This is a genomic window from Bradyrhizobium hipponense, from assembly GCF_008123965.1.
Taxonomy (GTDB): Bacteria; Pseudomonadota; Alphaproteobacteria; order Rhizobiales; family Xanthobacteraceae; genus Bradyrhizobium; species Bradyrhizobium hipponense.
This window is the reverse complement of sequence record NZ_VSTH01000078.1, coordinates 52,948-78,383: the sequence shown is the minus strand read 5'-3', so window position 1 is coordinate 78,383 and position 25,436 is coordinate 52,948. Positions and strand designations below refer to the sequence as shown.

The following is a 25,436-nucleotide window of genomic DNA, read 5'->3' as shown; positions in this document are numbered from 1 at the left end:
CGGAGCTTTGGTCCGCGTTGGGATCAGTCTAGCCAGACTTTTGTGCCGCGGTCACCATCTCTATCGGAACGGCCCGATCTCCATCTCCAAGGTCCAGGCGCTCCTCGGCTGCCGATAGAGCTCCCAAGAGGGGTCCACCGACGATCGTGGCATCAGGGGACATCAATGCCCGCGCGCTGGCGCGCGCAAATCGATCGGCCGGATGACCGCGGCAATCGGGATCAACAACGCCGCAATAACGGCAAGCGTCCAGAACACGTCGATATAAGCAAGAAGATCGATCTGCCGCTGGAGGGTCTGGCCGATCCAGGCGATCGCTTGCGAGGCAGCATCCGTTGCGTTCGAGCCTTGGGCCTGGAAGAAGCGCGTCATGGCGTCGATGGTTTGCTGATAGCCGAGATCGGACGGCGCGGCGTGCTCGATCAGACGGCTCTGATGGAATTGCTGGCGCTGCGCCAAGAGCGTTTGCGCCAGCGCCACGCCCATCGAGCCACCGATGTTGCGGGCGACATTGATCAGGGCGGAGGCCTGGTTGGTCTTCTCCGGTGGCAAGCCGTCATAGGATGCCGTTGTCACCGGAAGGAATAGGAAGGGAAGAGCGACCGCGAGATAGATTCGCGCCAGCGCGGCGTAGCCGTAGGTGATGTCCCCGGTAAGCCCGGTCAGATGCCACATCGAAAGTGCGGCAGTCGCAGCGCCGAACATGATCAGATATTTCGGCTGCACTATCGTGACCAGTCGTCCCGCCGCCGGCATCAACATCATCGTCACGACGCCGCTCGGCGACAGCACCAGTCCCGCGAGCATGGCGGTATAACCCAGCTCCGTCTGCAAAAGCTGGGGCAATAGCTGCGTCGTTGAGATCAGCACCGCAAATGTGCCAAGCATGACCAGGAAACAGGACCCGAACTGGCGCCTGCCGAGCAGGCGGATGTCGACGATGGGATCATCCCGCATCAACTCCCACGGGATCAATGCGAGCAGGCAGAAGGCGGCAAGCAGTGCAAAGGACAGGATCATGTTCGATCCGAACCAATCATTGCGCTGGCCTTCGTCAAGGATGAATTCGAGCGAGCCGAGCCCAATCGCGATCAGCAGAAAGCCGATGTAGTCGACGCGCAGGCCTTTGCTCAGCAGCTCCGCCCTCTCCTCTTCCGCGCCCGACGGCTCCTTGACCAGCGTGCCGACCAGGAACAGCGAGATCAGACCCATCGGCACGTTGATCAGGAACACCCAGTGCCAGGAGTAGGTGTCGGTAATCCAGCCGCCGAGCGTCGGGCCAATCACTGGGGCGACCACGACTGCGACGCCGTAGATCGCAAACGCTTGGCCGCGCTTTTGCGGCGGAAAAGAATCAGCGAGGATTGCTTGCTCGCTGGTCGCCATGCCACCGCCGCCCAGCCCCTGCAGAATCCGGAACAACACCAGCGCCTGCAAACTCCAGGCGAGGCCGCACAACAGCGAGGCCACCGAAAAGGTCGCGACGCAGATCATATAGAAGCGCTTGCGGCCGATCACGGTCGAGAGCCATCCCGAGATCGACAGCACGATGGCGTTGGCGACGAGGTAGCTGGTGATGACGTAGGTGCTCTCGTCGATGCCGACCGCGAGCCCGCCGGCGATGTGGCGCAGCGCAACGTTGGCGATGGTGGTGTCGAGCACCTCCATGAAAGTCGCGATCGAGACGACGAACGCGATCAGATACGGATTGTGCCCGCCGGCCGCCGAGCGCTCCGGCGACCAGCCACCTGCGCTGCTTTGCGCGACCTCGGTCACCGCACCCTCGTCCAGGGCACGACTGACATGCCCGGGCCGACCGGCAGATCGGCCGGCCAGTTGTCGACCACGATCTTCACCGGCACACGCTGCACCACCTTGACGAAGTTGCCGGTGGCGTTCTCCGCCGGCAGCAGGCTGAACGCGGTGCCCGAGCCCGGCTGCACGGAATCGACATGGCCGGTGAGCTTGCGGCCGGGATAGGCATCGATGCGGATCTCGACGGTTTGGCCGGGCCGCATGTCGTTGAGTTGGGTTTCCTTGTAGTTGGCGACGATCCACACCTCGTCGGGCACGAACATCATCAGGCTCTGTCCCGCCGTGACGAAGGTGCCCTTGGCGCCGCTCAGCTTGACGACGCGGCCGGACTGCGCCGCGACGACGTTGGTATATTGCAGGTTCAGCTTGGCCTGATCGAGTTGCGCCTGCGACTGCCCGAGCTGCGCATTGGCTCCCTCGAGCTGGGCCTGGAGCGTCTTGATGCCGAGCTCGGCCGCGGTGACCGCCGTCTTGGCGCGCTCGGTATTGGCCTGCTGCGCCTGAAGGTCGGAACGGGTCTGCTGCTGGCGCTGCACGGTGCCGGCGCCCTTCTCGGCAAGGTCCTCGGCGCGCGCAAATTCCTCCTGCGAGAACCGGAGCTGGGCCTGGGCCTGCTCGAGCTGCGCCTGCGCCTGCTTGATCTGCTCGCGCTGCGAGTCGATCTGCGCATCAAGATTGGCGATGTTGGCCTTGGAGGCCTCGACCTGCGCCGCGGCCTGATCGACGGCGATGCGGTAGTCGCGCTCGTCGATCTTGGCCAGCAGGTCGCCGGCATTGACACGCTGGTTGTCCGTGACAGGGACGTCGGTGACGTAACCACCAACCTTCGAAGCCACGGAAAAGCTGCGCGCGGCGACGAAAGCGTCATCGGTGGATTCATAGTGGCGGATCTCCAGCCAGTAGAGCATGCCGCCGACCAGGGCCGCGATCAGCAAGGTGGCGCCGAGGGTTGCGAGCAGCCAATGTTCGCGAAGCCGCTCGCGCAGCGGCGGCGTCGCCGGCTTCTGGTCGTTGGCGTTGTGGGTCTGATCGGGAGACGCTTTCGGAGCGTCCTTCGCCCTCTGCGGCTGCTCCGCAGAGGGCCCACGCTCCCGTGTCTGAGCATCCACGGCGAACACCCTTTCTCGGGACTAAACCGGCAGGGCGGCCAAGGCCGGCGCGCTTGCCGCGAGCCTAACCGCCAGCGTCAAAGCAAGGTTCCGACTGCGGCCGGCATTACCGTCATTCGTGATTGCATCGTCCAAAAAAAAGCGTGCGTGCCGCGCCCATCTCGACCGCCTCGGCGCCTTGCTCAGTGCGTCTTCGTCTGATGCCATTTTTCGAGATCGGGCTTGACCTTGTCGTCCGATCCCTGCTCCTTCTCCGGATTGCCCTTCCAGGGCTTGTCCGTCTGGCGGTGCGATCCCCAGTCACTCTGGCGCCGCGGATCGTCGGTAGGCTTTTCCTTGCTCATCGCGTGTTCCTCGGTGATCCCTAAGGGAAGGGAACGCCGTAATAGGCGTTGATCCCGCGCACCGCCACGTCGTCCCCCCAGTTCCACTCGCCCTTTTCGCTATATTTCGGCGCGCGGCTCAGCTCCTTGGTGGTGATGCCGATGATGTATCCTCCGAGCTCGGTGTCATATTTCAGCGATTGCCAGGGCAACGGATAGTGGTCGTTACCGAGCCCCAGAAATCCGCCAAAGCCGAGCACGGCGTAGGACACCTTGCCGCTGATCTTGTCGATCATCACGCGCTCAATCGAGCCGATCTTGTTGCGATCGGCGCCATAGACCGATGTTCCCTCGACCTTGTCGCTACCGATCAACCGGCCCATCTCGTTTTGGTCCAGTTCGCCTCGATTCAACATCTCATTTTCTCCGCTCAGCCTAAACAAAGATAACCCGGACAAGCGAGCGATCGTTCCGGCGCATGTTCCGCGAGAGTTGAGGAACATCACCGGAGACGGAGGGTTCTCGATCGTCACACCAGGGAGCCAACCGCGATGACCCAGACCGTCTCCGACTTCATCGTCCAGCGTCTGCATCAATGGGGCGTGCGCCACATATTTGGCTATCCCGGAGATGGCATCAACGGCGTATTCGGCGCGCTTCAACGCGCCGACGGCAAGATCGGCTTCGTCCAGGCGCGGCTTCCCATGGAGGTCGGCCTCATCGGCGGGGCGGCCGAGACGCCGCTGCCGCCACACGTCACGTTGCAGCAGGCGAAAAACTTCTCGCTCGCACTGATGAAGGGCGATCCGAACGAAGCCGGGGTGATCAAGGGAGCGGCACGGCAGATGCTCGAGTCGATCCTGCCCGGAAAGGAGTGAACCATGAGCGACTTTCGCGACATCCAGCACGGCGTCAACGATCCGGTCGACGGCGTCGACGTGAAACGGCAGATCAAACCCAACCAGACACCGCACGAGCGGGCGCAGCGTCATGCCGACGTTCGCTCGGCGCCCTCCGCTTCGTCCGCCGAGGCATTCCTGCCGGAGAGACTTCGGCGCGAGCCGACCGACCCGATCAATCCGCGCACCGGCCGCAATCGAGCCGACTAGCCGCTCAGGAACATCCGCCTTTGCATCGTGCTGATCGGTGCAACGACCAGCGACATGTTCGAGATCGAATCGAGCAAGCTCGCCGAGCAGAAGGGCAACGCGCAGGAAAAATTCGGCGGCATGACGCCGCTTTGCCGTCCGGGCCAGCCCGTCGAGCTCGCCTCGATCTACGTGCAGCTTGCGGCGGCTGACGCCAGCTATGCCACCGGCCAAGTGTATGGCGCTTCCGGCGGAGCTGGCCAACCGTAGCCGCGATCGGGGCCGCAGGAGAGCGGCTCGCCGGCGAGGAACCTTCATTGTCACTGAAGCTTTACAAGAGGATCATTAAGGATAGTTCACCGCAGAACGATGGCGTTAGTAGAGGTCAGACCCACCCGCATCGACACAGCCATCGCGAACGAAATCGCGATGCACACCAATTCAGGCATTGAGCGCACCGCACAGACCCTGACCTGGGGCGCTGACGAGCACGTGCTGCTCGCGCTGGCTGGGGCCGGATGGCTCTATGCCCACCTTGTGCAGCCGCGGCAGCGCCGCATCGCCAACCACGTTCTGACTGTTTCGCTGGCGACCGCCTTGCTGCCACATGTCCTGAAATCCATGTTCGATCAGACCAGGCCGGACCGGTTGACCGTACGCGGACATCAAAAAGGCGTCCCTGTCTCCGGACAGCCGCGCGACGCCTTCCCCTCCGGCCACGCCGTTCATATGGGCGCACTTGCCTCGGCGGCGGGCTTGCTGCCGCCGACGTCGCGGCGCGTGGTGCGCTCGGTTGCGGTCGCGCTTTCGCTGACGCGGATTGCGCTGCTCGCGCATTGGACGAGCGACGTGGTGGCAGGCTTCGCGCTCGGCGCTGTCGTGGAAAGACTCGTGCGGCCATTGACGCTGGCAAAGTCACGCAGCCGGCAAGAATCGCGCAGCCGGCAAGACAAGTCACAGGCACGGTCATGACCGAATATATCGTGCGCTTCATTGCCGGCGGCGTGATCGTCTCCGCGTTCGCGATCCTCGGCGACATGTTCAGGCCGAAGAGCTTTGCAGGCCTCTTGGGCGCCGCCCCTTCCGTCGCACTGGCCACGCTTGGCATCGCCGTCGTCCGGCACGGATCTCACTATGCCGCCGCCGAAAGCTGGACCATGATCTATGGCGCTGTTGCCCTCGGCTGCTACAGCGTCGTCGTCTGCCATCTGTTGATGCGATACCGTCTGAATGCGTTGCCGGCTACCACCCTCGCTTTGACCGTGTGGCTTGCGGTCGCCTTCGGACTGCTCGCGGGCCTGGGAGGGGCGGCCTGATGCCGGTCAAGCTGTCACTCTCCGCGCTGGAACAGACTCGCTGGTACGAGTATGGCGTTCGCTTCCTGCTGGGCGGCTTGGCGACCATGCTCACAGGTGCCCTGGGTGCGAACCTCGGTGTGTCTGTCGGTGGTCTCTTCCTCGCGCTCCCCGCCATCTTCTGCGCCAGCGCCACGCTGGTAGAAAGCCATGAGCGCCGCACCAAGGAAAAGGCCGGTCTCAGCGGTCGGCGGCGCGGGCAAGAGGCGGCTGCGCTCGATGCGGCCGGCGCTGCCTGGGGAAGTATTGGTCTTGTGGCATTCGCTGCCGTTTTCTATCTCACCGCAGCTGCAAGCGTCCTTGGCGCCTTCGCCGCAGCCCTGACGGCATGGGCCGTTGTCTCAGTGTCGGCGTGGTGGCTCAGGCGGAAGCTCCGCATCGTGTCCCATCGTGCGCGACGGTCCGGGCGCTGCCCACCATCAGCGAAGAACCCCCACCACCTCCCGTGACGACAGAAATTCGTGCATCTCGGCCGCGGCGCGAAGCTGCTCGAGCCGCGCAGCAACAGCGTCGCACTGCTTGCCATCCGGCAGGTTCGCCGACTCACGTTCAAGCCGGCATTTCTGCGCCTCGATACGCTCCATGAATGTGTGTGGCATCGACCGCTTACGCATTTCGCTCCTCTGGCGGTTGGGGCTTCGGCGGTTGGGGCTTCGGCGGTTGCAGGCCCGGGCTATTGGCCCAGCGCTCCACTTGCTCGATAACCTTCTGATGGCTCGCACGCACCGGCTTGGGTGCTTCCGGTTCTTCGGAAAGCTTGCGGGGTAACCTGACTTCATCCGTCATGGTGAGTCTCCATTCCCGTTTCGCAGTATGCATCAGTCCTCGCACCTTCCCAACACACAAACTATTGATTTCATTGGATTATTTTACTAATTTGATGCTCTTTCCGACTTTTGTGGAACCCGCGTCGGGTTAGGCGGTTGAGTAAACTACTCAAGCTGCACATTCGATGTGGTGAGTCATGAATGATCTTCGCGCCGAGCGCCTCCAGGTCATGCTCTCGCCGGAAGAGTTGGCCGCAGTCGATGATTTCCGCTTCAAGCATCGTATGCCGACGCGTGCCGCAGCGGTCCGCGAGCTTCTCAAGATCGGGCTTGCCGGTGCCGTCCCCGACGGCCCACCAGGGATCAAATCAAGCAATTATGGCGTGTTCGGGCGGGGGGCCGACGGGCACATCCGCGGCAATCGAGCTCAGCCGGGCGACACGGAAGACTGAAGATATTTCATAAGCAAACGGCCCCGGCACAGGTGTGCCAGGACCGTCCTTGGAGACTGCTTCCGGCGCACCGGGGGCATGACAGCCGGAAGCAAACTTTCGACTCTCCGCGCGCGGATTCGTTCCTCGTGAAAACTAGCCGCTCGGCGCGCCGTCGGAATCATCCGGTGTCATGCCTGAGCCGGGCGTCTTGCTGTCGTCGTTCAGCTTGGGATCGCGTGTCGCCTCTCGCGAGGGCGAACCCTTCGGCCCCGACTTGTGCACACTCTGCGCACGCTGCTTATCGCGCGGCTGCTGTTCACCGCGCTTGTCTCTGACAATGCCTTGATCGCAATGGACCATGATGTCCTCTCGCCTCCTCTGATGTCTCGAAGCGCTTACGCGTCGGCGTGTCGAAGGTTCCGGCCCGTGCGAGAGCGACTTGTTGCTAGCTGTGTGCCGCGCGTACCGTGGCCTGTGTACTCGCCAGATGCACTTGCCGCACGGTGGTCACCGTCGCGAACGCGACGGAGACGCCGAAGGCAAGGATGAGTGAGAGAAGGGCTAGACGTGGAGCCATCGCAAATCCTCCTTCTGGAACCGAAAATCAACGCGATCGACTATTCGCTAATCATCGTGGATTTGTCGCCTTCATTCCGTGAGCGGACTCACACGGAGTTTGGCGCAAGCGTGAGCGCTCACACATCCTGCTTGTGGGGGACGCGGTCCGTAACGGGCGGGATTTCGCCATCGAGCCAGTCCTGCTCATTCGCGAGCGCCATCCAGGCCTCCGCCATGCGCGAATAGCGCTTGTAGCTCGGCTGGCCTTCCGCGCGTTCGGCCAGCTGCAGGCAGTTTTCGGCGTTATCTCTGAAGATATCTGATTGCTTCATCTTAAAGACATGGGGCCGGAACCTCGGTCCCGCAACCGCCCTACCAGATCGTAATGTTCGCGGAACTTCGCGCGCCATCGGTCATTGGATGGTCATGCGAGTTCTTGTCGCGATCGTCTTGGCATTCATCGGCACGGCGGCGCTTGCGGACAACATCGGCGAGCGGACGCGTAGGGAGCGCACGCCGACCGCGAACGACGTCGTCAGCAGCCTCTACGCCTTCAGCCACTTTCAGCAGGACCTGTTGGAGGGCGCCGACCTGAAGGGCAATGCGGAGGTCAAAAATCTTGCCGCCTTGCGAGTCGAGGAAGCAGCCAAGCGCGACAAGGCGCTGAAGGAAATTCAGCAAGCGATTGGTGCCGAGCCACACGCCTGCAAGACCGCGCCCGGCGCCAGCCTCGTCGAGCCCGAAGCCTCGGACGGACCAACTTACGTCAGAAGCTTCTATGCCGCGCAAATCCCCGAATATGAGTCCGTTATCACCCTGCTCGAGCACTATCTGAACGGGCCGGACAATCCCGCACTGGCCGCCTTCGCGCGCGAACAGCTGCCTAAGCTGCGCGGCCAAGTCAAGGACGCGGAGCGCACGATGGCCGACAAGTAGCCGCGATCATTTGTCGTCCGAATGCCGCTGCTGGCTCTCGGGGCGCACCGTACGGTCGCTCTCGGGCATCTTGTCACGGCCCGCATCGCCATTGTCATCCTTGCCGCCCGAGGTCGAAGTGCCGCTGCCGCTCGGGCTCGGCCTTGTCGCCGCGCCTGTCGTGGGCGAATCGGCGCGCGGGGTTGCGGAGCTTGCCGCGGGATCACCGGTCACGGCCCCGCGTCCGCTGGGTGCGCCCCCCTGCGCCAGCGCCGATCCGGCGACGAACAAGCTGACGATAATCGCTGCAAACACGGCTCGCATGCGTCTCTCCATGTTTTTGCGGGCCAACCACAGGGCCTGTGCGCTGTTCCGAAGGGCCTCTATCTAGGATACCTGCGGGACGGAAACTTCTTCTGAAAGGGATGGAACCGACGTCCTCCCTCGCCGTTATCGCAATTGGGCTGAGTAGAGCAGGTTCCATTTTCGCGCGCCGCAACCTTGGCGCTTGATTTGGAATTTGGCTGACGCTCTAGTTTGACAATTGCGTCTGGCCTTGGATTCGGCCAACGCCTGCGGGGGAATCATATGAGCGACCTCGATCCCGGAACTGCATCACGCTCCGGTCGTCGCGTCCCAAAGCCAAAAATCAACGATGCGTCGGACCCGGATTCCCGGCCGGAATTGCTGCTCGCATTGCAGGCAATGCGCAGCGGCGATTTTTCCGTGCGCATGAGCGGCGACTATCTCGGCATCGACGGCAAGATCGCCGACACCTTTAATGAAATCATCGCCGCCAACCAGCGGATGGCGCAGCAGCTCGAGCTGGTCGGCCAAGTGGTGGGGCGCGAAGGCAAGACGCGGCAGCGCGTGAAGTTCGGGCTGGCCTCGGGCTCCTGGGCCGACATGGAAGGCTCGGTCAACACCCTGATCGACGACCTGCTGTGGCCGACCCGCGAGGTCACCCGCGCGGTCGCAGCCGTCGCGCAAGGCGACCTGATCCAGACCGTCAAGCTCGACGTCGAGGGCCGACCGCTTCGCGGCGAATTCTTGCAGTCGGCGACCATCGTCAACACCATGATCAAGCAGCTTGGCGTGTTCACCTCCGAGGTGACGCGCGTGGCGCGCGAGGTCGGCACCGAAGGCAAGCTCGGCGGACAGGCGCAGGTGCCGGAAGTGACCGGCGTCTGGAAGGATCTGACCGAGAGCGTCAACTCGATGGCGAACAACCTGACCAACCAGGTTCGCAACATTGCCGAGGTGACGATCGCGGTCGCCAACGGCGACTTGTCCAAGAAGATCACCGTCGATGTCCGCGGCGAGATCCTCCAGCTCAAGGAAGCCATCAATACGATGGTGGACCAGCTGCGCTCCTTCGCCTCCGAAGTGACGCGCGTGGCGCGCGAGGTCGGCACCGACGGCAAGCTCGGCGGCCAGGCGATCGTGCCCGGCGTCGCCGGCACCTGGAAGGACTTGACCGATTCCGTCAACGCAATGTGCGGCAACCTCACCGCCCAGGTCCGCAACATCGCCAACGTCACCACCGCCGTGGCGCGCGGCGACTTGTCGCGCAAGATCACCGTGGACGTGCGCGGCGAGATTCTGGAGCTGAAGGACACCATCAATACCATGGTGGACCAGCTCAACTCGTTCGCCTCGGAAGTGACGCGCGTGGCGCGCGAGGTCGGGACCGAGGGCAAGCTCGGCGGCCAGGCCCAGGTGCCCGGTGTGGCCGGAACCTGGAAGGACCTCACCGACAACGTCAACTTCATGGCGTCGAACCTGACCGCGCAGGTCCGCAACATCGCCGACGTCGCCACCGCGATCGCCGGCGGCGACCTGTCGAAGAAGATCACGGTGAACGTGTCTGGCGAGATCCTTCAGTTGAAGGAAACGCTCAACACCATGGTCGACCAGCTCAATGCCTTCGCGGGCGAAGTCACGCGCGTGGCGCGTGAGGTCGGCACCGAGGGGCGGCTCGGCGGCCAGGCCAACGTGCTTGGTGTCGCCGGCACCTGGAAGGACCTGACCGAAAGCGTCAACTCGATGGCGTCGAACCTGACCGCGCAGGTCCGCAATATCGCCGAGGTGACCACGGCAGTCGCAGGTGGCGATCTCTCCAAGAAGATCACCGTGGACGTGCGCGGCGAAATTCTGGAGCTGAAGGACACCATCAACACGATGGTGGACCAGCTCAATGCCTTTGCCGGCGAAGTCACGCGCGTCGCGCGCGAGGTCGGCACCGAAGGCAAGCTCGGCGGTCAGGCCCAGGTGCGCGGCGTCGCCGGCACCTGGAAGGACTTGACCGACTCGGTCAACTCGATGGCCTCGAACCTGACCGGCCAGGTCCGCAACATCGCCGAGGTTGCCACCGCCGTTGCGAAAGGCGATCTGTCGAAGAAGATCACGGTGAATGTTTCGGGCGAAATCCTTCAGTTGAAGGAAACGCTCAACACCATGGTCGACCAGCTCAACGCCTTTGCTGGCGAAGTCACGCGCGTGGCGCGCGAGGTCGGCACTGAAGGCAAGCTGGGCGGCCAGGCCGAAGTGCCCGGCGTCGCCGGCACCTGGAAGGATCTCACAGACTCCGTGAACTCGATGGCGGGCAACCTCACCGCCCAGGTCCGCAACATCGCCGAGGTCGCGACCGCCATTGCCGGCGGCGACTTGTCACGCAAGATTACCGTCGACGTGCGCGGCGAAATTCTTCAGCTCAAGGACACCCTCAACACGATGGTGGACCAGCTCAACCGCTTCGCGGGCGAGGTGACGCGCGTGGCGCGCGAGGTCGGCACCGAGGGCCGTCTTGGCGGTCAGGCCAACGTGCCCGGCGTCGCCGGCACCTGGAAGGATCTCACCGACAGCGTCAACTCGATGGCGGGCAACCTCACCGCCCAGGTCCGCAACATCGCCGAAGTGACCACCGCCGTGGCGCGCGGAGACCTGTCGCGCAAGATCACCGTCGACGTACGCGGCGAAATCCTCGAGCTGAAGAACACCATCAACACCATGGTGGACCAGCTCAATGGTTTTGCCGGCGAAGTGACGCGCGTGGCGCGCGAGGTCGGCACGGAAGGCAAGCTCGGCGGCCAGGCCGAGGTGCCCGGCGTCGCCGGCACCTGGAAGGACCTCACCGACAACGTCAACTTCATGGCCTCGAACCTGACGGCTCAGGTCCGCAACATCGCCGAGGTCGCGACCGCCATCGCCGGCGGCGATCTGTCGAAGAAGATCACGGTGGACGTGCGCGGCGAAATCCTTCTGCTGAAGGACACGCTGAACACCATGGTCGAGCAGCTGCGCTCCTTCGCCGCCGAAGTGACGCGCGTGGCCCGCGAGGTCGGCACCGAGGGCCGGCTCGGCGGTCAGGCCGTGGTGCCCGGCGTCGGTGGCACCTGGAAGGACCTCACCGACAACGTCAACCTGCTGGCTGCGAACCTCACCACTCAGGTCCGCAACATCGCCGAAGTCACGACCGCCGTGGCGCGCGGCGACTTGTCGCGCAAGATCACCGTGGACGTGAAGGGCGAGATCCTGGAGCTGAAAAACACCATCAATACCATGGTGGACCAGCTCAACGCCTTCGCCGGCGAGGTCACCCGCGTCGCGCGCGAAGTCGGCACCGAAGGCAAGCTCGGCGGCCAGGCGCAGGTGCCAGGCGTCGCCGGCACCTGGAAGGACCTCACCGACACCGTCAACTTCATGGCGGCGAATCTGACCGAGCAGGTCCGCGGCATCGTCAAGGTGGTGACCGCGGTCGCCAACGGCGATCTGAAGCAAAATCTGACCGTGAAGTCGAAGGGCGAGGTCGCGGCGCTCGCCGACACCATCAACAACATGACCGAGACGCTCGCGACCTTCGCCGACCAGGTGACGTCGGTGGCGCGCGAAGTCGGCGTCGAGGGCCGGCTCGGCGGTCAGGCCAACGTGCCCGGCGCCGCCGGCACCTGGAAGGACCTCACCGGCAACGTCAACCTGCTGGCGGCCAACCTCACCTCGCAGGTGCGCGCGATCGCCGAGGTGGCGACCGCGGTGACCAAGGGCGACCTCACCCGATCGATCCAGGTCGACGCCCGCGGCGAAGTCGCGGAGCTGAAGGACAACATCAACACGATGATCACGAACCTCCGTCTGACGACGGACGTGAACACCGAACAGGACTGGCTCAAGACCAACCTTGCCAAATTCACCAACATGCTTCAGGGCCAGCGCGACCTCACCACGGTCGGCAGGCTGCTGCTCAGCGAATTGTCGCCGCTGGTGAGCGCGCATACCGGCGTGATCTACCAGGTCGAAAACGAGGACAGTCCGCAGCTTCGCCTGCTCGCCTCCTACGCCGGCGACGGCGTCTATCCCTATCAGCAGGTGCTGCAGTTCGGCGACGGGCTGATCGGCCAATGCGCGCTCGACCGGCGCCCGCGCGTGGTCGCGGACATTCCCGCCGACGTGGTGCCGATCAATTCGGCGCTGCTCCGCGTCGCACCGAAAAACCTCGTGGTGCTCCCGGTGCTGTTCGAAGGCCAGGTCAAGGCCGTGATCGAGCTCGCCTCGCTTGCCTCGTTCACGACCTCGCAGATGACCTTCCTGGAGCAGCTCACCGACTCCATCGGCATCGTGCTCAACTCGATCGAGGCGACGATGCAGACTGAAGGCCTGCTCAAGCAGTCGCAGCAGCTCGCCGGCGAGCTCCAGACCCAGCAGCGCGAGTTGCAGCAGACCAACGACCAGCTCGAGCAGAAGGCGCAGCAGCTCGCCGAGCGCAACGTCGAGGTCGAGCGCAAGAACCAGGAGATCGAGCAGGCCCGCCGCGCGCTGGAGGAAAAGGCGACTGAGCTCGCGCTGACCTCGAAGTACAAGTCCGAATTCCTGGCCAATATGAGCCACGAGCTGCGCACGCCGCTGAACTCGATCCTCATCCTCGGCCAGCAGCTCACGGACAATCCGGACGGCAACCTCTCGGCCAAACAGGTCGAGTTCGCCCGCACCATCCACGGCGCCGGCACCGACCTGCTCAACCTGATCAGCGACATTCTCGATCTTTCCAAGATCGAGTCCGGCACGGTGACGGTCGACGCCGAGGAGATCCTGACCGCGAACCTGCTCGACACCGTCGGGCGGCCGTTCCGGCACGAGGCGGAGAATCGCAACCTGTCGTTCAAGATCGACGTCGATCCGAACCTCGCGCGCAGCCTCGTCACCGACTCCAAGCGCCTGCAACAGGTCTTGAAGAACCTGCTCTCCAACGCCTTCAAGTTCACCGCCGAAGGCGAAGTGCGGTTGAAGGTCGCCGCCGCGCTCGGCGGCTGGAGTACGGATCATCCGGTGCTGAACACCGCACCGGCCGTGATCGCGTTCGAAGTGTCCGATACCGGCATCGGCATACCCCTGGAGAAGCAGAAGCTGATCTTCGAGGCGTTCCAGCAGGCCGACGCCGGCACCAGCCGCAAATATGGCGGCACCGGCCTTGGCCTTGCCATCAGCCGCGAGCTCGCAAGCCTGCTCGGCGGCGAAATCCACCTGCGCAGCGCGCCTGGCAAGGGCTCGACCTTCACGCTCTATTTGCCACTGAAATATTCAGGGCCGACGCTCGCACCGCGGGCCGCGCCACAACAATACAGCCAACCGCCGGCACTTCAGCAGGCAGCGACGGCTCCCGAGCGTGTCATCGAGCAGCTTCCCGACGATCGGCTCAATCTCGAGCCAGGCGACAGCATCTTGTTGATCGTCGAGGACGACCCGCATTATGCGCGCGTGCTGGTCGATCTGGCCCGCGACAAGGGATTCAAGGTGCTGGTCGCCGCACGCGGCGCGGAGGCCCTCGAGCTTGCGAAGCAATATCAGCCGAGAGCCGTCTCACTCGACGTCTTCCTGCCCGATATGCTCGGCTGGACGGTGCTGAGCCAGCTCAAGCACAATCCGCTGACGCGCCACATTCCGGTGCAGATCATCACGCTCGACGAGGACCGCCAGCATGCGCTCGCCCGCGGCGCCTTCTCCTTCGTGAACAAGCCGACGACGACCGAAGGCGTCGCCGCCGCGCTGACGCAGATCAAGGAATATGCGCGGCCGCGGCGCAAGCGGCTCCTGATCGTCGAGGACAACGAGGCCGAGCAGCTCTCTATCCGCGAGCTGCTGGATCACGACGACATCGAGATCGTGACGACCGGTACCGGCGCCGATGCGCTCTCGATGCTGCATGAGGCACCCTGCGATTGCATCGTACTCGACCTGCGGCTGCCCGATATGAGCGGCTTCGAGGTGCTGGACCATATCCGCAAGGACGATGCACTCTCGAACATTCCGGTGGTGGTGTTCACCGGCCGCGAGCTCTCGGCGGAGGAGGATGCCGAGCTGCACACCATGGCGCGCAGCATCGTGGTGAAGGGCGTGGAATCGCCGGAGCGTCTGCTCGACGAGACCGCCCTGTTCCTGCACCGCGTGATCACGGAGCTGCCGGTCGAGAAACAGCGTATGCTGGAAAAGTTGAACAGTTCCGACGAGGACCTGATCGGCAAGACCGCGCTGCTCGTCGACGACGACGCCCGCAACATCTTCGCACTTTCGAGCGTGCTGGAACGGCGGGGCATGAAGGTGTTGACTGCGACCACCGGAAGAGAGGCAGTAACCTTGGCCGAGTCCAATCCGGAAATCGCGATCGTCCTAATGGACATCATGATGCCGCAGATGGATGGCTATCAGACCATCGGTGTTATTCGCGAGAATCCGGCCTTCGCCCGCCTGCCGATCATCGCGCTGACCGCCAAGGCGATGAAGGGCGACCGCGAGAAATGCCTGGAAGCCGGCGCGTCCGACTACCTCGCCAAGCCCGTGAACACCGACCAATTGCTGCTTGCGATTCGCATGTGGCTGCATCGCTGATCGGGACCAGAATGGACCACGAAAAGGTCAACATCCTCCTCGTCGACGACCAGCCGGCCAAGCTGCTCGCCTATGAGGTGATCTTGAAGGATCTCGGCGAGAACCTCGTGATCGCCTCGTCGGGTCGCGAGGCGCTGGAGGTCCTGCTCAAGACCGAGATCGCGGTGATCCTGGTCGATGTCTGCATGCCCGAGCTCGACGGCTTCGAGCTCGCCGCCATGATCCGCGAGCATCCGCGTTTCCAGAAGACCGCGATGATCTTCATCTCCGCGATCCAGGTGAGCGACATCGATCGCCTCCGCGGTTACGAGATGGGCGCCGTCGACTACGTGCCCGTGCCGGTCGTGCCGGAGGTGCTGCGCGCCAAGATCAAGGTGTTTGCCGAGCTCTACCGCAAGACGCGCGAGCTCGAGCGGTGGAACCAGGAGCTCGAGGACCGCGTCCGCGCGCGCACCGCCGAACTGGAGAATTCGACCGCGAAGCTGCGCGAGAGCGAGCAGCGGCGCAGCATGGCGATCGCCGCCGGCAAGATGGGATCGTGGGACTGGGACTGGATCAACGGCGACTGGATGTGGGACGAAGGCCAATATCGTATCTTCGGCGTTAGCCCTGAGAATTTTAACGTCAATCCGGCCAACGTCCAGGCTCTGTTGCACCCCGATGACGTCGATGAGTTGCGCAAGGCGATCGCCGAATTCAACAAAGGCTCGCGCGCTTACGAAACGGAGTTCCGCATTGTGCGGCCCGACGGCGACGTGCGTTGGTGCGTCGGCACGGCTGCCGCGACCATCGATGGGAGCGGCCGCGTGGTGCGGGTGAGCGGTGTCACCGTGGACATCACCGAACGCAAGCGTGCCGAAGAGCGGCAGAATCTGCTCGCGCGTGAAGTCGATCATCGTGCCAAGAATGCGCTGGCGCTGGCCCAATCGATCGTGCGCCTCACCCGTGCCGACGAGGTCAAGGCATATGTCAATGCCGTCGAAGGGCGCATCAATGCGCTGGCACGCGTTCACACCATCCTGTCGCTGTCGAGCTGGCAGGGCGCCGAATTGTCGAAGCTGATCGACGAGGAGCTTGCGCCCTATTCGCTCGGCGGCCAGATCAGGCTCGCGGGTCCCGAGGTGCAGCTCGTGCCTGCCACCGCCCAGACGCTGGCGCTGGCGCTGCATGAGCTCTTCACCAACTCCGCAAAGTATGGCGCACTCTCGACGCGGTCCGGCCGGCTCACGATCGGCTGGCAGGTCGATAACGACGCGCTCGCCGTGACGTGGGAGGAATCCGGTGGCCCGCTAGTGAGGCCGCCGAAGTCGCGCGGCTTCGGCACACGCAGCCTGCTGGCGAGCGTCGAATCCCAGCTTGGCGGACAGGCGCTGTTCGACTGGCGGCCCGAGGGGCTGTTGTGCCGCCTGCAGGTGCCGTTGACCCGCAAGAATGCAGCGTCCTCCGCACCCGACAAATTTGGCGCCGCCGCCTCGGCGGAGTTGCAGCGCGCGTCGGGCTAGCCGGACGCCGCCCTCCTCATTCGCCGCAGCGGTCGCGCTTCCTCGGCGACGCGCCCTTCGAGCCAGGCTTCCGTCTGAGCGAGATCGCGTAGCGCCCTCGCGTAGCGGCGGGCCGCACTTCGTTCCGCGCCATGCGGCAGTTTGCGTGCCTTGCGCAGTATATCCGCGGCCGCGCTGCGATAGGCCAGCGAGCGGTAAAGAAAGACAACCTTGCCCATATCGAATGTCCCGTGTTGACAGTGCCATCCTCGCAAGTCCGGCCTGAACGCCGGATGAAGCCTGCCGTGACAATTTGTTCATGTAAGTGGAACCCGCGATCCTCGGTCGCGTTTCCCTGCAAATCAAAGGGGCGGCTCCATGCGCACGAAGAAGCCCTCCGGACTTATCTCTCGCACCGGCGCCATCCGCGTGATGACGCACGCGATGATGGGCGCGGCACTGGGCCTTGTCTTCGGCCTTGTGCTTGCACTCACAAACCCTGCCGTCGCCGCGCTGATCCACAACGGCGGCCGTGAAGCCGTTATCGTCTTCATCATCACGCTGGTGACCACGTTCGCGATCGGAGCGACACTCACCGGTGTCGTGTTCATTCTCGCCGAGGACAAGGAATTTTGAAGCGCAAGGAATAGCGCAAGGAATTTTGAAGCGGATGTGAAGCGCCGCAACGTTTTGCGTGGAACTCCTGCCGCGAACGGCAGTTGGCTGCCTGCGTCATTTTAACTCAGGAGCTCCCGCGCATGAAGACGACCAAGCTCGCTCTCGCCATGATGTTGGCAACCGGCCTTGCCGCGGCCCCCTTCGCTGCTCAAGCGAAGTCGCACAAGGCCAAGCAAGGATCTTCGATGTCATCGTCGCAGACCACGGGCGCCAACACCAAAGCCCCAAAGGGCGCTGACCCCTCCGGCCAAGGCGGCTCTGGCCCCGGCTCCGATCAGGGCGGTACCATGACGAACAAGGGCACCACCAACACCAAGTGAGCGCCGTCGACGACTCAATCACAAAGCCCCGCGGTGACGCGGGGCTTTTCTGCTCAGCGATACCGGGGGCACCGGTCACACCGCGCTGCGGTGGATGTGCACCCCACGCTAGCTGCGTCGATTGTCAGGATGTTAAGGCCGCCGCCTGCGGAATTCATCTTCACGAGATGCTCGAGCCGTACGCGCTTGCGTGGGATCAGAGCTTGTCGCCTCGTCGAGACCCTCGCAATGCAATTGCCCAATGGCGGAGTCCAGTTCGAAAAGCTCGGCGCGGGCGTCCGGCGCTCCTTCACGGTGGGCCACCAAAAAAATCTCAGCGAGGCGCGGTCGCGCCTGTTGGCTTGCCAACTTGCCTGACGGTCCGAAGACGCACCCTGTCCCCAATGTCGGGTAGGACGTCGCCACCGCCCGCCGCCTTACATTCGGTAATCAGCAGGTTGATTTTCCGCCGCAGCCCCATTTGCGACAGCGCCTGTTCGGTGCAGTCGCGATCACGGTTGACGAGGTCGCGGACAGATGCCTCGATCTCGGCCATTTCCAGCCGCAAGGCGCTGATTTTCCGTCGGATTTCATTAATTCTGTTGTCCATGGCTTGTTAGAACAAAAGAAGAACATATAGTCAAGCCACGATTTCAGAACGGAGAAGGGAAATGCAGATTCAGATGCGGTACGACGCGAGGGCCGTGCTTTCGGAGCAGATGACACGGACACAGGGGCTCAAGCTGAAGCAGCTCAGCGAAGAGGCTTACCAGCCTGCGCAATACGCGCGGGATCTGTCCTTCGCCGAAGCCGCGCGTCGCATCCAGGCACTTGAGGCGGAGATCGAGCTGGCGAATTCGTTCTAGCCTGCTTGCTGCCTTGGCGTGTCGCAGGGCATGGTTTCGGAACCATGCCTGCTACGAACGGTTTTCCCTCGGCCCAAGGGAGAACATTGATGGCACGCAAGGCAAAGAAGCGCCGCTATTCGCGCAGCTCCGGCAGTGATGTCGAAAGCGAGATGCGGCGCTACAAGAAGGGCACCGCAAAGAGTGGACGCGGCGGTCGTGGCGGACGCGTGAAGAACCGCAAACAGGCGATCGCGATCGGCCTCTCGAAGGCGCGCAAGAAGGGCAAGAAGGTCCCGAAGAAAGCCTCAAAGCGGAAGACGGCCAAGAAAACGTCAAGGAAAACTTCCAAGAGAACGTCGAAGAAAACTTCCAAGAAGACATCAAAGAAAACGTCCAAGAAGGCCTCGAAGCGCAAATCCGCCAAGCGGTCGCGCTGACCGGCGTCAGATCATGCTGCCCGGCATGAAGCAACGGATCGATATCCCGAACGAGGTCTTGACTGGCCACACCATGGTGCGACCGGCGCGGTTCGGCTCGGTGATGACAGCTTCATCGGGCACCTCGACCCACTGCCCGTCCAGCCGCACGCGATAGTGCCCGTTGTGCGATTCCCAGTCGGGATCGGCGACGGCAAGCCCGTCCGCATCCGAGCAGCACGGACCGAGATGGCTGCGCAGGCTGTCGAACCACGGCTTGAGCGGAGAATCGGCGTAGCGGCCATCGTCGCGGCCCAAGGCGCTTCCGATCGACAGCACGAAGGGCGCGACAAGCAGCGCACTTCTCAGAAAGAGCTTCAATCGATCCATCTTCGGCACCGATCAAATGCGAAACGCCGGCCAGTCCACAAAGCGGCCGGACGCTCGAAGTTCCATCCTTGCAACTCGCGCCGGCAGCTTCATTGCCGCCAAGCACATGCAACTCCCAAGTCTGATAAGCGAACGCGGCTTTTTCGGACGAACCTGTCATCATTCCTGCCGTTGACGAGAATGTTATCGGCACTCTCTGGGAAACTTGCGTGCCGACAGGAAAAGGCGGCCCGAAGACCGCCTTTTTGGACTTGTGCGGGTAGGCGTACGACTTACGCGAGCGGCACTGCGACGAACCGGGTCGCCTCTGCATTCTTCACCTGCAGCAACACGCTGCGCCTGCCGGACGATCTGGCCTGCGCCAGTTCGGAGCGGACGTCGCCAACACTGGCGACGGCCTTGCCGCCGACATTGAGGATGACGTCGCCGGTCTGGATGCCGCGCTGCGCGGCCGGGCCTTGCGGATCGACCTCGGTCACCACGACGCCGTTCTGGCCGGCGCCCTGCACGTCGCCTGCGGGCGCCAGGCTGAGGCCAAGGCGCGGCGTGCCGGCGTCCGGCTGGACCTTGCCGTCATCGGTCTTTCCGTTGCCTTGGGCCGGCCGCTCCTTCGGCAGTTCGCCAAGCGCGAGCGTCATCGTCTTGCTCTCGCCCTCGTGCCAGACATCGAGCTTCACATAGCTGCCCGGCGCCAATGTGGCGATGGTGCGGGCGAGATCGCGCGAGTCCTTGATCGCAGTGCCATTGACGGCCGTAATGACGTCGCCGGCCTCGATGCCGGCGTTCGCCGCCGGACTGCCACCTTGCGGATTGTCGACGATCGCGCCCCTTGCCTCCTTCAGGCCGATGCTGTCGGCAATATCCGCCGTCACGGGCTGCACCTGGACGCCAAGCCAGCCGCGGGTGACCGCGCCCTTGTCCTTCAGCTGCGCGATGACGAGCTTTGCGGTCGAGGCCGGAATGTCGAAGCCGATGCCGACCGAGCCGCCGGAGGGCGAGAAGATCGCGGTGTTCACGCCGATCACGTTGCCGGTCATATCGAAGGCCGGACCGCCTGAATTGCCCTTGTTGATGGGGGCGTCGATCTGGATGAAGTCGTCGTAGGGACCGTTGCCGATGTCGCGGCCGCTAGCCGAGACGATGCCGGCGGTCACAGTGCCGCCGAGGCCGAAGGGATTGCCGACCGCGACCACCCAGTCGCCGATCCGCGGCTTCTGGTCGGAGAATTTGACGAACGGGAAATCCTTCTTGCCCTCGACCTTGATCAGCGCCAGATCGGTCTTCGGATCGGTGCCGACCACCTTCGCGGTGTAGATCGCGCCGTCGTCCGTCGTGATCTGGACGGACTGGGCATGGTCGACAACGTGGTTGTTGGTCACCGCATAGCCGTCAGCGGAGATGAAGAAGCCGGAGCCCTCGCCGGTGATCACCTGGTGACGCTGGCGCGGCATGCCGTTGGGGCCACGGAAACCGAACTGCCTGGAGAACTGGTCGAATGGCGAATCCTCGTCGGAGTCCATCCGGTTCTGTTGCAGCATCGCGCTCTTGTCGTTGTCCTGGTCGATTCTGACCCGCACCGAGATGACGGCGGGTTTGACCTTGGCAACGAGGTCGCCGAAGCCCGGCGGCGTTGCGGTGGCTTCCGCCGCCTGCGCTGGCGCAACGAAGGGGGTCACACCGAACGGCGAAGAACCGGGAGAAGCAGCAAGCACCGCCGCGCCGAGCGCGGCGACGGTGCCGAGCAGCGCGAGCCGACGCGGCCTCAGAATCTTGCGGGACGTGCTGGTGTCGGAATTGACGCGGTCGTTCATGTCGAAATGTCCATGTTGCTGAAGGTGTCGCCTTGCACGCAACATGGGCGCTGGCACCTTACGGCGTCCCGTCCACGCAATTAAATCTTGGCAAAGAAGCCGCGGCCCCGATTTGCCGACGCAGCGTCAGCGGTCCATCCGGAAAACCACAAAAAACACAAGAGTGCTGTCAGGCTGCGACCGTGGTCTCGCACGCCGCGATGCCGTCACCTTCGCGTTGCGCATTGCACGCGTCAAAATGCGCCTTCAGCGCGATCTCGGCGAGATATTCGAAATGTTCGGCTTGACCAAGCAATTCCCAGTTCTGGAGCGGCCGATAGGCCGCCTGCTGACGACAGAGGGACGCCAGCGCCCGGTAGCGACGTACGTTCTCCATGAGACCCTCCCTCGCGTTCACTGGCTTATCGTCCTGATTTGCGTCACGCCGATGGCGGTTGTGCAAAACATTTGCTGGGAGCACGGCCCGCCTGATCGCAGTTAAGTTCTGAAACGCGCGTGAGGGATTTAGTTCCAATCGGCGCAGACTCTACACCATGGAACATGGCTCGCCGGCCAGCGAGCTGGGCGTAGAGCCGGCGCTCGCCGTTTATGGCTGCCGTAGTCTACCGGAGGCGCACGCTTTCGCCGGCGCGCATCGGCTGCGTGGAGCTATCTTGCAGCTTTGGAACCCGGCCGGCCTCGGCGGCAATGCGAATGGCTGCGATGTTGCCGGCATAGTCGGCACTGCTATTGCCGCGAAACACGGCCGAGCCCGCCACCAGCGTATCGGCGCCCGCGGCGGCAACGGCAGCGGCATTGTCGCGCGTGATGCCGCCATCGACCTCGAGCCGGATCGGCCGGTTGCCGATCATGGTTCGAATGCGCCCGATCTTCGCGAGCTGGGATTCGAGAAAAGACTGGCCGCCAAAGCCCGGATTGACCGTCATCACCAGCACGAGATCTATACGGTCAAGCACATATTCGATCGCATGTTCCGGGGTCGCCGGACACAGGCTGACGCCGGCCTGCTTGCCGAGCGCGCGAACGGCCTGGAGCGAGCGGTCGAGATGGACACCGGCTTCGGCATGCACGGTGATGACATCGGCGCCCGCCTTCGCGAAGGCCTCCAGATAAGGATCGGCCGGCGCAATCATGAGGTGGACGTCGAAGACCTTCTTCGTCAGCGGCCGGATGGCCTTGATGACGTCGGCGCCATAGCTGATGTTCGGCACGAAGTGTCCGTCCATCACGTCGCAATGGATCCAGTCGGCGCCGGCCTTATCGATAGCAGCGATCTCCTCGCCGAGGCGCGCGAAATCCGCAGCCAGGATCGACGGCGCAATGAAAATCTCTCTGGTCATGGCTTTGCACTCCGCACATCGGCACCGCCGCTGAAGACGCGGCTCGCCAGCACGTCGGCGGGATCGATCCTTTCGAGGTCGGCGACATCAAGCATGCGGTCGAGATCGGAGACCAGCCGATCGGCCTGTCGCAAGCGGATGCGGTCGACCGCGTTGCGGATCGATCGCGCATTGGAGAAGAACGGCTGGGTCCGGCGCAATTCGATGTATTTCTCGAAGGCCTCGCGCGCGGCGGCCGAGAAGCGATAACCGCGCTCCCTGAGCATCAGCTCCGCGATGACGAGAAGCTCGGTCTCCCCATAGTCCGGAAAGTCAATATGATGCGCGATGCGCGAGCGGAAGCCGGGATTGCTGGCGAAGAAGCTCGTCATCCGCTCGCCATAGCCGGCAAGGATCACAACGAGGTCCTCGCGCTGGTTCTCCATGACCTGTAGCAGGATCTCGATCGCCTCCTGGCCGTAGTCGCGCTCGTTGCCGGGCCGATGCAGGTAATAGGCCTCGTCGATGAAAAGCACGCCGCCCATCGCCTTCTTCAATATCTCTTTTGTTTTCGGCGCGGTATGGCCGATATATTGGCCGACGAGATCGTCGCGCGTCACCGAGATCACCTGCCCGCGCCGCACGAAGCCGAGGCCGTGCAGAATTTTCGCCATGCGCAGCGCCACGGTGGTCTTGCCGGTGCCGGGATTGCCCGTGAATGACATGTGCAGCGTCGGCGGCGCAGAGGCCAAGCCCGCACGCTGGCGAATGCGTTCGATCAGCAGCAGCGAGGCGATCTGGCGTACGCGGCTCTTGACCGGCCTCAAGCCGACCAGCTCCTGCTCGAGCTGCTGCAGCGTATCCGTGATTCCGGCCGCTTCAGCTTCCTTGCGGAGATCGAACCTGGTCTCGCCGCCTTCAGTGGTCGTTGCATGGGGCACATCAAGCATCGGCACCTCGAAGAAAAAGGGCTTCGCCGCGGGGAAGCGGCGAAGCAGTGGTCCGCCAAGGATACGGAGCAGGGAGTGCTCCGCGCGGAGTGGAAGGATTTACTGCGAAGCGTTGGCCGCCGGCTTTCGCACAGTCGTGTACCGGATCGCGCGCCCGCCAATCTCTTGCCGCACCAGCTCGAACTCGGCCTCCTGCGGCGGGCGGTTGACCAGGAAGGAGATCCGCACCGATTCCCAGCCGTGGCTGGAGTCGAAGCCACTGATACGGATGTAGCGGTCGCCGTACACCCGGCGGCACTCGGCGAGCTCCATCATCACTCCGGCGGCATCCTGGAGATCGAACATCGGCAGGCCCCACATCTCCCAATAAGTATTGCGGGGATGTGGATCGTCGGTGAATTCGATGTTCACCGCCCAGCCATTGGCCAGGCAATATTGCACCTGCTTTGTGATCTGGTCGTCGGTCAGATCGGGCAGGAACGAGAAGCAGCCTTGCGTCAGTTTCATCTCATGTCTCCTCAAACGGTTTCCAACGCTGTCGGCACGAAGTCCGGCGTGTCGGTGGATTGATAATTGAAAGTGACGTCCTTCCAGACCTCGAGCGCTGCCTTCAGCGGCGTGCAGGTCTCGGCCGCCCTGGCCAGGATCTCCGGACCTTCATGGACGTAGTCGCGGCCCTCGTTGCGCGCGAGGATCATCGCCTCCAGGGCGACGCGATTGGCGATCGCGCCGGCCGCAATCCCCATGGGGTGGCCAATCGTGCCGCCGCCGAACTGGAGCACGACGTCCTCTCCTAACAGGTCGAGCAGCTGATGCATCTGGCCGGCATGAATGCCGCCGGAGGCCACCGGCATCATCTTGTTCAGGCTCGCCCAGGACTGGTCGAAAAACAGGCCGTGCTCGAGCTTCATCGGATTGAAGTCCTCGCGGCAGACATCGTAGTAGCCGCGCGTGGTGTTGGGATCGCCCTCGAGCTTGCCGACCACCGTGCCGGCATGGATGTGGTCAACGCCGGCAAGCCGCATCCATTTGGCGATGACGCGAAATGACACGCCGTGGCTCTTCTGCCGCGTATAGGTCGAGTGGCCGGCACGGTGCAGATGCAGGATCATGTCGTTGCGGCGCGCCCATTTCGCCATCGACTGGATCGCGGTGTAGCCGATCACCAGATCGATCATGACGATGCACGATCCGAGCTCCTTGGCGAACTCCGCACGCTCGTACATGTCCTCCATGGTCCCGGCGGTGATGTTGAGATAGGTTCCCTTCACCTCGCCCGAGGCGGCCTGCGCACGATTCACGGCCTCCATGCAATAGAGGAAGCGATCACGCCAGTGCATGAACGGCTGCGAGTTGATGTTCTCGTCGTCCTTGGTGAAATCGAGCCCGCCCTTCAGCGCCTCGTAGACCACGCGGCCGTAATTGCGGCCGGACAGACCGAGCTTTGGCTTTATCGTCGCGCCCAGCAGCGGCCGGCCGAACTTGTCGAGGCGTTCGCGCTCGACCACGATGCCGGTCGCCGGCCCCTGGAACGTCTTCACATAGGCGACCGGGAAACGCATGTCCTCGAGGCGCAGCGCCTTCAGCGGCTTGAAGCCGAAGACGTTGCCAATGATCGAGGCGGAGAGGTTGGCGATCGAGCCGGACTCGAACAGGTCGAGGTCATAGGCGATGTAGGCAAAATATGAATCCGGCGAGCCCGGCACGGGATCGACGCGATAGCATTTTGCACGGTACTTCTCCGCCGCGGTCAGGCGGTCGGTCCACACCACCGTCCAGGTCGCCGTCGAGGATTCGCCGGCGACCGCAGCGGATGCTTCGATCGGGTCGACCCCCTCCTGCGGCGTCACGCGGAACAAGGCGATGACGTCGGTATCCTTCGGCACATAGTCGGGCTCCCAATAGCCCATGCGCTTGTATTCCATGACGCCCGAGCGATAGCGCTCTTTGCCGCGGACCGTGCCGGTATGTGCGTTCATGACTGTCTCCTCGTTTCTCTCT

The 25,436-nt window shown here is 63.5% G+C and carries 30 protein-coding genes and 2 pseudogenes; 14 read left to right on the top strand and 18 right to left on the bottom strand.

All coding sequences use genetic code 11. From position 1 onward, the window contains the following. Positions 1-162 precede the first annotated feature (162 nt). The 4 genes from FXV83_RS22780 to FXV83_RS22770 all read right to left on the bottom strand — a co-directional run bounded on the left by FXV83_RS22780 (position 163) and on the right by FXV83_RS22770 (position 3,663). A complete protein-coding gene (locus FXV83_RS22780; protein ID WP_148741613.1) occupies positions 163-1,776 on the bottom strand; it encodes a DHA2 family efflux MFS transporter permease subunit in 1,614 nt (537 codons plus the stop codon). Continuing rightward, positions 1,773-2,924: an HlyD family secretion protein gene (locus FXV83_RS22775; protein ID WP_148741612.1), complete on the bottom strand. Its 1,152-nt coding sequence runs from the start codon at positions 2,922-2,924 to the stop codon at positions 1,773-1,775. Before FXV83_RS22775 ends, FXV83_RS22780 begins: the two co-directional genes overlap by 4 nt. Positions 2,925-3,106: 182 nt before the next feature. After that, the gene (locus FXV83_RS42930) at positions 3,107-3,268 is read right to left on the bottom strand and encodes a hypothetical protein (protein ID WP_187436087.1); all 162 of its coding nucleotides are present in this window, start codon (positions 3,266-3,268) and stop codon (positions 3,107-3,109) included. A 20-nt stretch (positions 3,269-3,288) separates the two neighbouring features. Next, the gene (locus FXV83_RS22770; protein ID WP_148741611.1) at positions 3,289-3,663 is read right to left on the bottom strand and encodes a PRC-barrel domain-containing protein; all 375 of its coding nucleotides are present in this window, start codon (positions 3,661-3,663) and stop codon (positions 3,289-3,291) included. A 135-nt stretch (positions 3,664-3,798) separates the two neighbouring features. On the opposite strand from FXV83_RS22770, the pseudogene FXV83_RS22765 reads away from it, so the two are divergent. From FXV83_RS22765 to FXV83_RS22740, 6 genes and pseudogenes are all read left to right on the top strand, one after another. Further along, positions 3,799-3,945: pseudogene (locus FXV83_RS22765) on the top strand (thiamine pyrophosphate-binding protein); the annotation flags it as partial. Between the two features lie 183 nt (positions 3,946-4,128). Continuing rightward, the gene (locus FXV83_RS22760; RefSeq protein ID WP_148741610.1) at positions 4,129-4,356 is read left to right on the top strand and encodes a hypothetical protein; all 228 of its coding nucleotides are present in this window, start codon (positions 4,129-4,131) and stop codon (positions 4,354-4,356) included. 105 nt (positions 4,357-4,461) lie between these two features. Then, a pseudogene (locus tag FXV83_RS22755) lies at positions 4,462-4,605 on the top strand (SDR family oxidoreductase); the annotation flags it as partial. A gap of 99 nt (positions 4,606-4,704) precedes the next feature. Further along, positions 4,705-5,307 (top strand): phosphatase PAP2 family protein, encoded by a 603-nt coding sequence (locus tag FXV83_RS22750; protein WP_148741609.1) that lies wholly within the window; start codon positions 4,705-4,707, stop codon positions 5,305-5,307. After that, the gene (locus FXV83_RS22745; protein ID WP_148741608.1) at positions 5,304-5,651 is read left to right on the top strand and encodes a DUF3147 family protein; all 348 of its coding nucleotides are present in this window, start codon (positions 5,304-5,306) and stop codon (positions 5,649-5,651) included. The genes FXV83_RS22750 and FXV83_RS22745 overlap by 4 nt, the downstream gene beginning before the upstream one ends. Then, positions 5,651-6,139, top strand: a complete 489-nt coding sequence (locus FXV83_RS22740) for a DUF3147 family protein (RefSeq protein WP_148741607.1) — start codon at positions 5,651-5,653, stop codon at positions 6,137-6,139. Before FXV83_RS22745 ends, FXV83_RS22740 begins: the two co-directional genes overlap by 1 nt. On the opposite strand, the gene FXV83_RS22735 is transcribed toward FXV83_RS22740, so the two are convergent. Further along, positions 6,110-6,304: a hypothetical protein gene (locus tag FXV83_RS22735; protein ID WP_148741606.1), complete on the bottom strand. Its 195-nt coding sequence runs from the start codon at positions 6,302-6,304 to the stop codon at positions 6,110-6,112. The two genes, FXV83_RS22740 and FXV83_RS22735, sit on opposite strands and share 30 nt — an antisense overlap. Further along, positions 6,297-6,476: a hypothetical protein gene (locus FXV83_RS22730; RefSeq protein WP_148741605.1), complete on the bottom strand. Its 180-nt coding sequence runs from the start codon at positions 6,474-6,476 to the stop codon at positions 6,297-6,299. Before FXV83_RS22730 ends, FXV83_RS22735 begins: the two co-directional genes overlap by 8 nt. Before the next feature lie 178 nt (positions 6,477-6,654). Between FXV83_RS22730 and FXV83_RS22725 the strand changes: the two genes are divergently transcribed. Beyond that, a complete protein-coding gene (locus FXV83_RS22725; protein WP_148741604.1) occupies positions 6,655-6,909 on the top strand; it encodes a hypothetical protein in 255 nt (84 codons plus the stop codon). Between the two features lie 135 nt (positions 6,910-7,044). Here FXV83_RS22725 and FXV83_RS22720 read toward each other — a convergent pair whose 3' ends face one another. Together FXV83_RS22720 and FXV83_RS22715 are read right to left on the bottom strand one after the other, a co-directional pair. After that, positions 7,045-7,251 carry a hypothetical protein gene (locus FXV83_RS22720; protein WP_148741603.1) on the bottom strand — a complete coding sequence of 69 codons (207 nt, stop codon included), beginning with the start codon at positions 7,249-7,251 and terminating at the stop codon, positions 7,045-7,047. A 335-nt stretch (positions 7,252-7,586) separates the two neighbouring features. Next, complete coding sequence (locus FXV83_RS22715) at positions 7,587-7,781, bottom strand: hypothetical protein (protein ID WP_148741602.1); 195 nt, start codon at positions 7,779-7,781, stop codon at positions 7,587-7,589. A 94-nt stretch (positions 7,782-7,875) separates the two neighbouring features. Here FXV83_RS22715 and FXV83_RS22710 point away from each other — a divergent pair, with 94 nt between their 5' ends. After that, on the top strand, positions 7,876-8,385 hold the full coding sequence (locus tag FXV83_RS22710; RefSeq protein ID WP_148741601.1) for a DUF4142 domain-containing protein: 510 nt from the start codon (positions 7,876-7,878) through the stop codon (positions 8,383-8,385). 6 nt (positions 8,386-8,391) lie between these two features. On the opposite strand, the gene FXV83_RS42925 is transcribed toward FXV83_RS22710, so the two are convergent. After that, positions 8,392-8,688, bottom strand: a complete 297-nt coding sequence (locus FXV83_RS42925) for a hypothetical protein (RefSeq protein WP_187436086.1) — start codon at positions 8,686-8,688, stop codon at positions 8,392-8,394. A 264-nt stretch (positions 8,689-8,952) separates the two neighbouring features. Here FXV83_RS42925 and FXV83_RS22700 point away from each other — a divergent pair, with 264 nt between their 5' ends. Continuing rightward, on the top strand, positions 8,953-15,243 hold the full coding sequence (locus tag FXV83_RS22700; RefSeq protein ID WP_148741599.1) for a HAMP domain-containing protein: 6,291 nt from the start codon (positions 8,953-8,955) through the stop codon (positions 15,241-15,243). A gap of 11 nt (positions 15,244-15,254) precedes the next feature. Beyond that, complete coding sequence (locus tag FXV83_RS22695) at positions 15,255-16,745, top strand: HWE histidine kinase domain-containing protein (RefSeq protein WP_148741598.1); 1,491 nt, start codon at positions 15,255-15,257, stop codon at positions 16,743-16,745. Here the strand turns inward: FXV83_RS22695 and FXV83_RS22690 are convergent. Beyond that, positions 16,742-16,963, bottom strand: a complete 222-nt coding sequence (locus tag FXV83_RS22690) for a hypothetical protein (RefSeq protein WP_148741597.1) — start codon at positions 16,961-16,963, stop codon at positions 16,742-16,744. The two genes, FXV83_RS22695 and FXV83_RS22690, sit on opposite strands and share 4 nt — an antisense overlap. Positions 16,964-17,102: 139 nt before the next feature. Here FXV83_RS22690 and FXV83_RS22685 point away from each other — a divergent pair, with 139 nt between their 5' ends. Both FXV83_RS22685 and FXV83_RS22680 read left to right on the top strand, forming a co-directional pair. Beyond that, positions 17,103-17,360: a hypothetical protein gene (locus FXV83_RS22685; RefSeq protein WP_148741596.1), complete on the top strand. Its 258-nt coding sequence runs from the start codon at positions 17,103-17,105 to the stop codon at positions 17,358-17,360. 122 nt (positions 17,361-17,482) lie between these two features. Next, complete coding sequence (locus FXV83_RS22680; RefSeq protein ID WP_148741595.1) at positions 17,483-17,722, top strand: hypothetical protein; 240 nt, start codon at positions 17,483-17,485, stop codon at positions 17,720-17,722. A 313-nt stretch (positions 17,723-18,035) separates the two neighbouring features. Here FXV83_RS22680 and FXV83_RS22675 read toward each other — a convergent pair whose 3' ends face one another. Next, positions 18,036-18,257 carry a hypothetical protein gene (locus FXV83_RS22675; RefSeq protein WP_148741751.1) on the bottom strand — a complete coding sequence of 74 codons (222 nt, stop codon included), beginning with the start codon at positions 18,255-18,257 and terminating at the stop codon, positions 18,036-18,038. Positions 18,258-18,372: 115 nt separating this feature from the next. On the opposite strand from FXV83_RS22675, the gene FXV83_RS22670 reads away from it, so the two are divergent. Beyond that, the gene (locus FXV83_RS22670; RefSeq protein ID WP_148741594.1) at positions 18,373-18,567 is read left to right on the top strand and encodes a DUF3072 domain-containing protein; all 195 of its coding nucleotides are present in this window, start codon (positions 18,373-18,375) and stop codon (positions 18,565-18,567) included. Positions 18,568-18,656: 89 nt separating this feature from the next. Next, on the top strand, positions 18,657-18,986 hold the full coding sequence (locus FXV83_RS22665; RefSeq protein WP_148741593.1) for a DUF6496 domain-containing protein: 330 nt from the start codon (positions 18,657-18,659) through the stop codon (positions 18,984-18,986). A 6-nt stretch (positions 18,987-18,992) separates the two neighbouring features. Here the strand turns inward: FXV83_RS22665 and FXV83_RS22660 are convergent, their stop codons facing one another. The 7 genes from FXV83_RS22660 to FXV83_RS22630 form a co-directional block, all read right to left on the bottom strand. Next, the gene (locus FXV83_RS22660) at positions 18,993-19,355 is read right to left on the bottom strand and encodes a hypothetical protein (protein WP_148741592.1); all 363 of its coding nucleotides are present in this window, start codon (positions 19,353-19,355) and stop codon (positions 18,993-18,995) included. Between the two features lie 272 nt (positions 19,356-19,627). Further along, the gene (locus FXV83_RS22655) at positions 19,628-21,166 is read right to left on the bottom strand and encodes a Do family serine endopeptidase (protein WP_187436085.1); all 1,539 of its coding nucleotides are present in this window, start codon (positions 21,164-21,166) and stop codon (positions 19,628-19,630) included. A 169-nt stretch (positions 21,167-21,335) separates the two neighbouring features. Continuing rightward, the gene (locus tag FXV83_RS22650) at positions 21,336-21,542 is read right to left on the bottom strand and encodes a hypothetical protein (RefSeq protein WP_148741590.1); all 207 of its coding nucleotides are present in this window, start codon (positions 21,540-21,542) and stop codon (positions 21,336-21,338) included. Between the two features lie 226 nt (positions 21,543-21,768). Further along, the gene (gene rpe, locus FXV83_RS22645) at positions 21,769-22,506 is read right to left on the bottom strand and encodes a ribulose-phosphate 3-epimerase (RefSeq protein WP_148741589.1); all 738 of its coding nucleotides are present in this window, start codon (positions 22,504-22,506) and stop codon (positions 21,769-21,771) included. Further along, entirely contained in the window at positions 22,503-23,435 is a 933-nt protein-coding gene (gene cbbX, locus FXV83_RS22640; protein WP_187436084.1) for a CbbX protein, read from the bottom strand. The genes rpe and cbbX overlap by 4 nt, the downstream gene beginning before the upstream one ends. A 99-nt stretch (positions 23,436-23,534) precedes the next feature. Beyond that, complete coding sequence (locus FXV83_RS22635) at positions 23,535-23,942, bottom strand: ribulose bisphosphate carboxylase small subunit (RefSeq protein ID WP_148741587.1); 408 nt, start codon at positions 23,940-23,942, stop codon at positions 23,535-23,537. A gap of 11 nt (positions 23,943-23,953) precedes the next feature. After that, the gene (locus tag FXV83_RS22630; RefSeq protein ID WP_148741586.1) at positions 23,954-25,414 is read right to left on the bottom strand and encodes a form I ribulose bisphosphate carboxylase large subunit; all 1,461 of its coding nucleotides are present in this window, start codon (positions 25,412-25,414) and stop codon (positions 23,954-23,956) included. Positions 25,415-25,436: the final 22 nt, after the last annotated feature.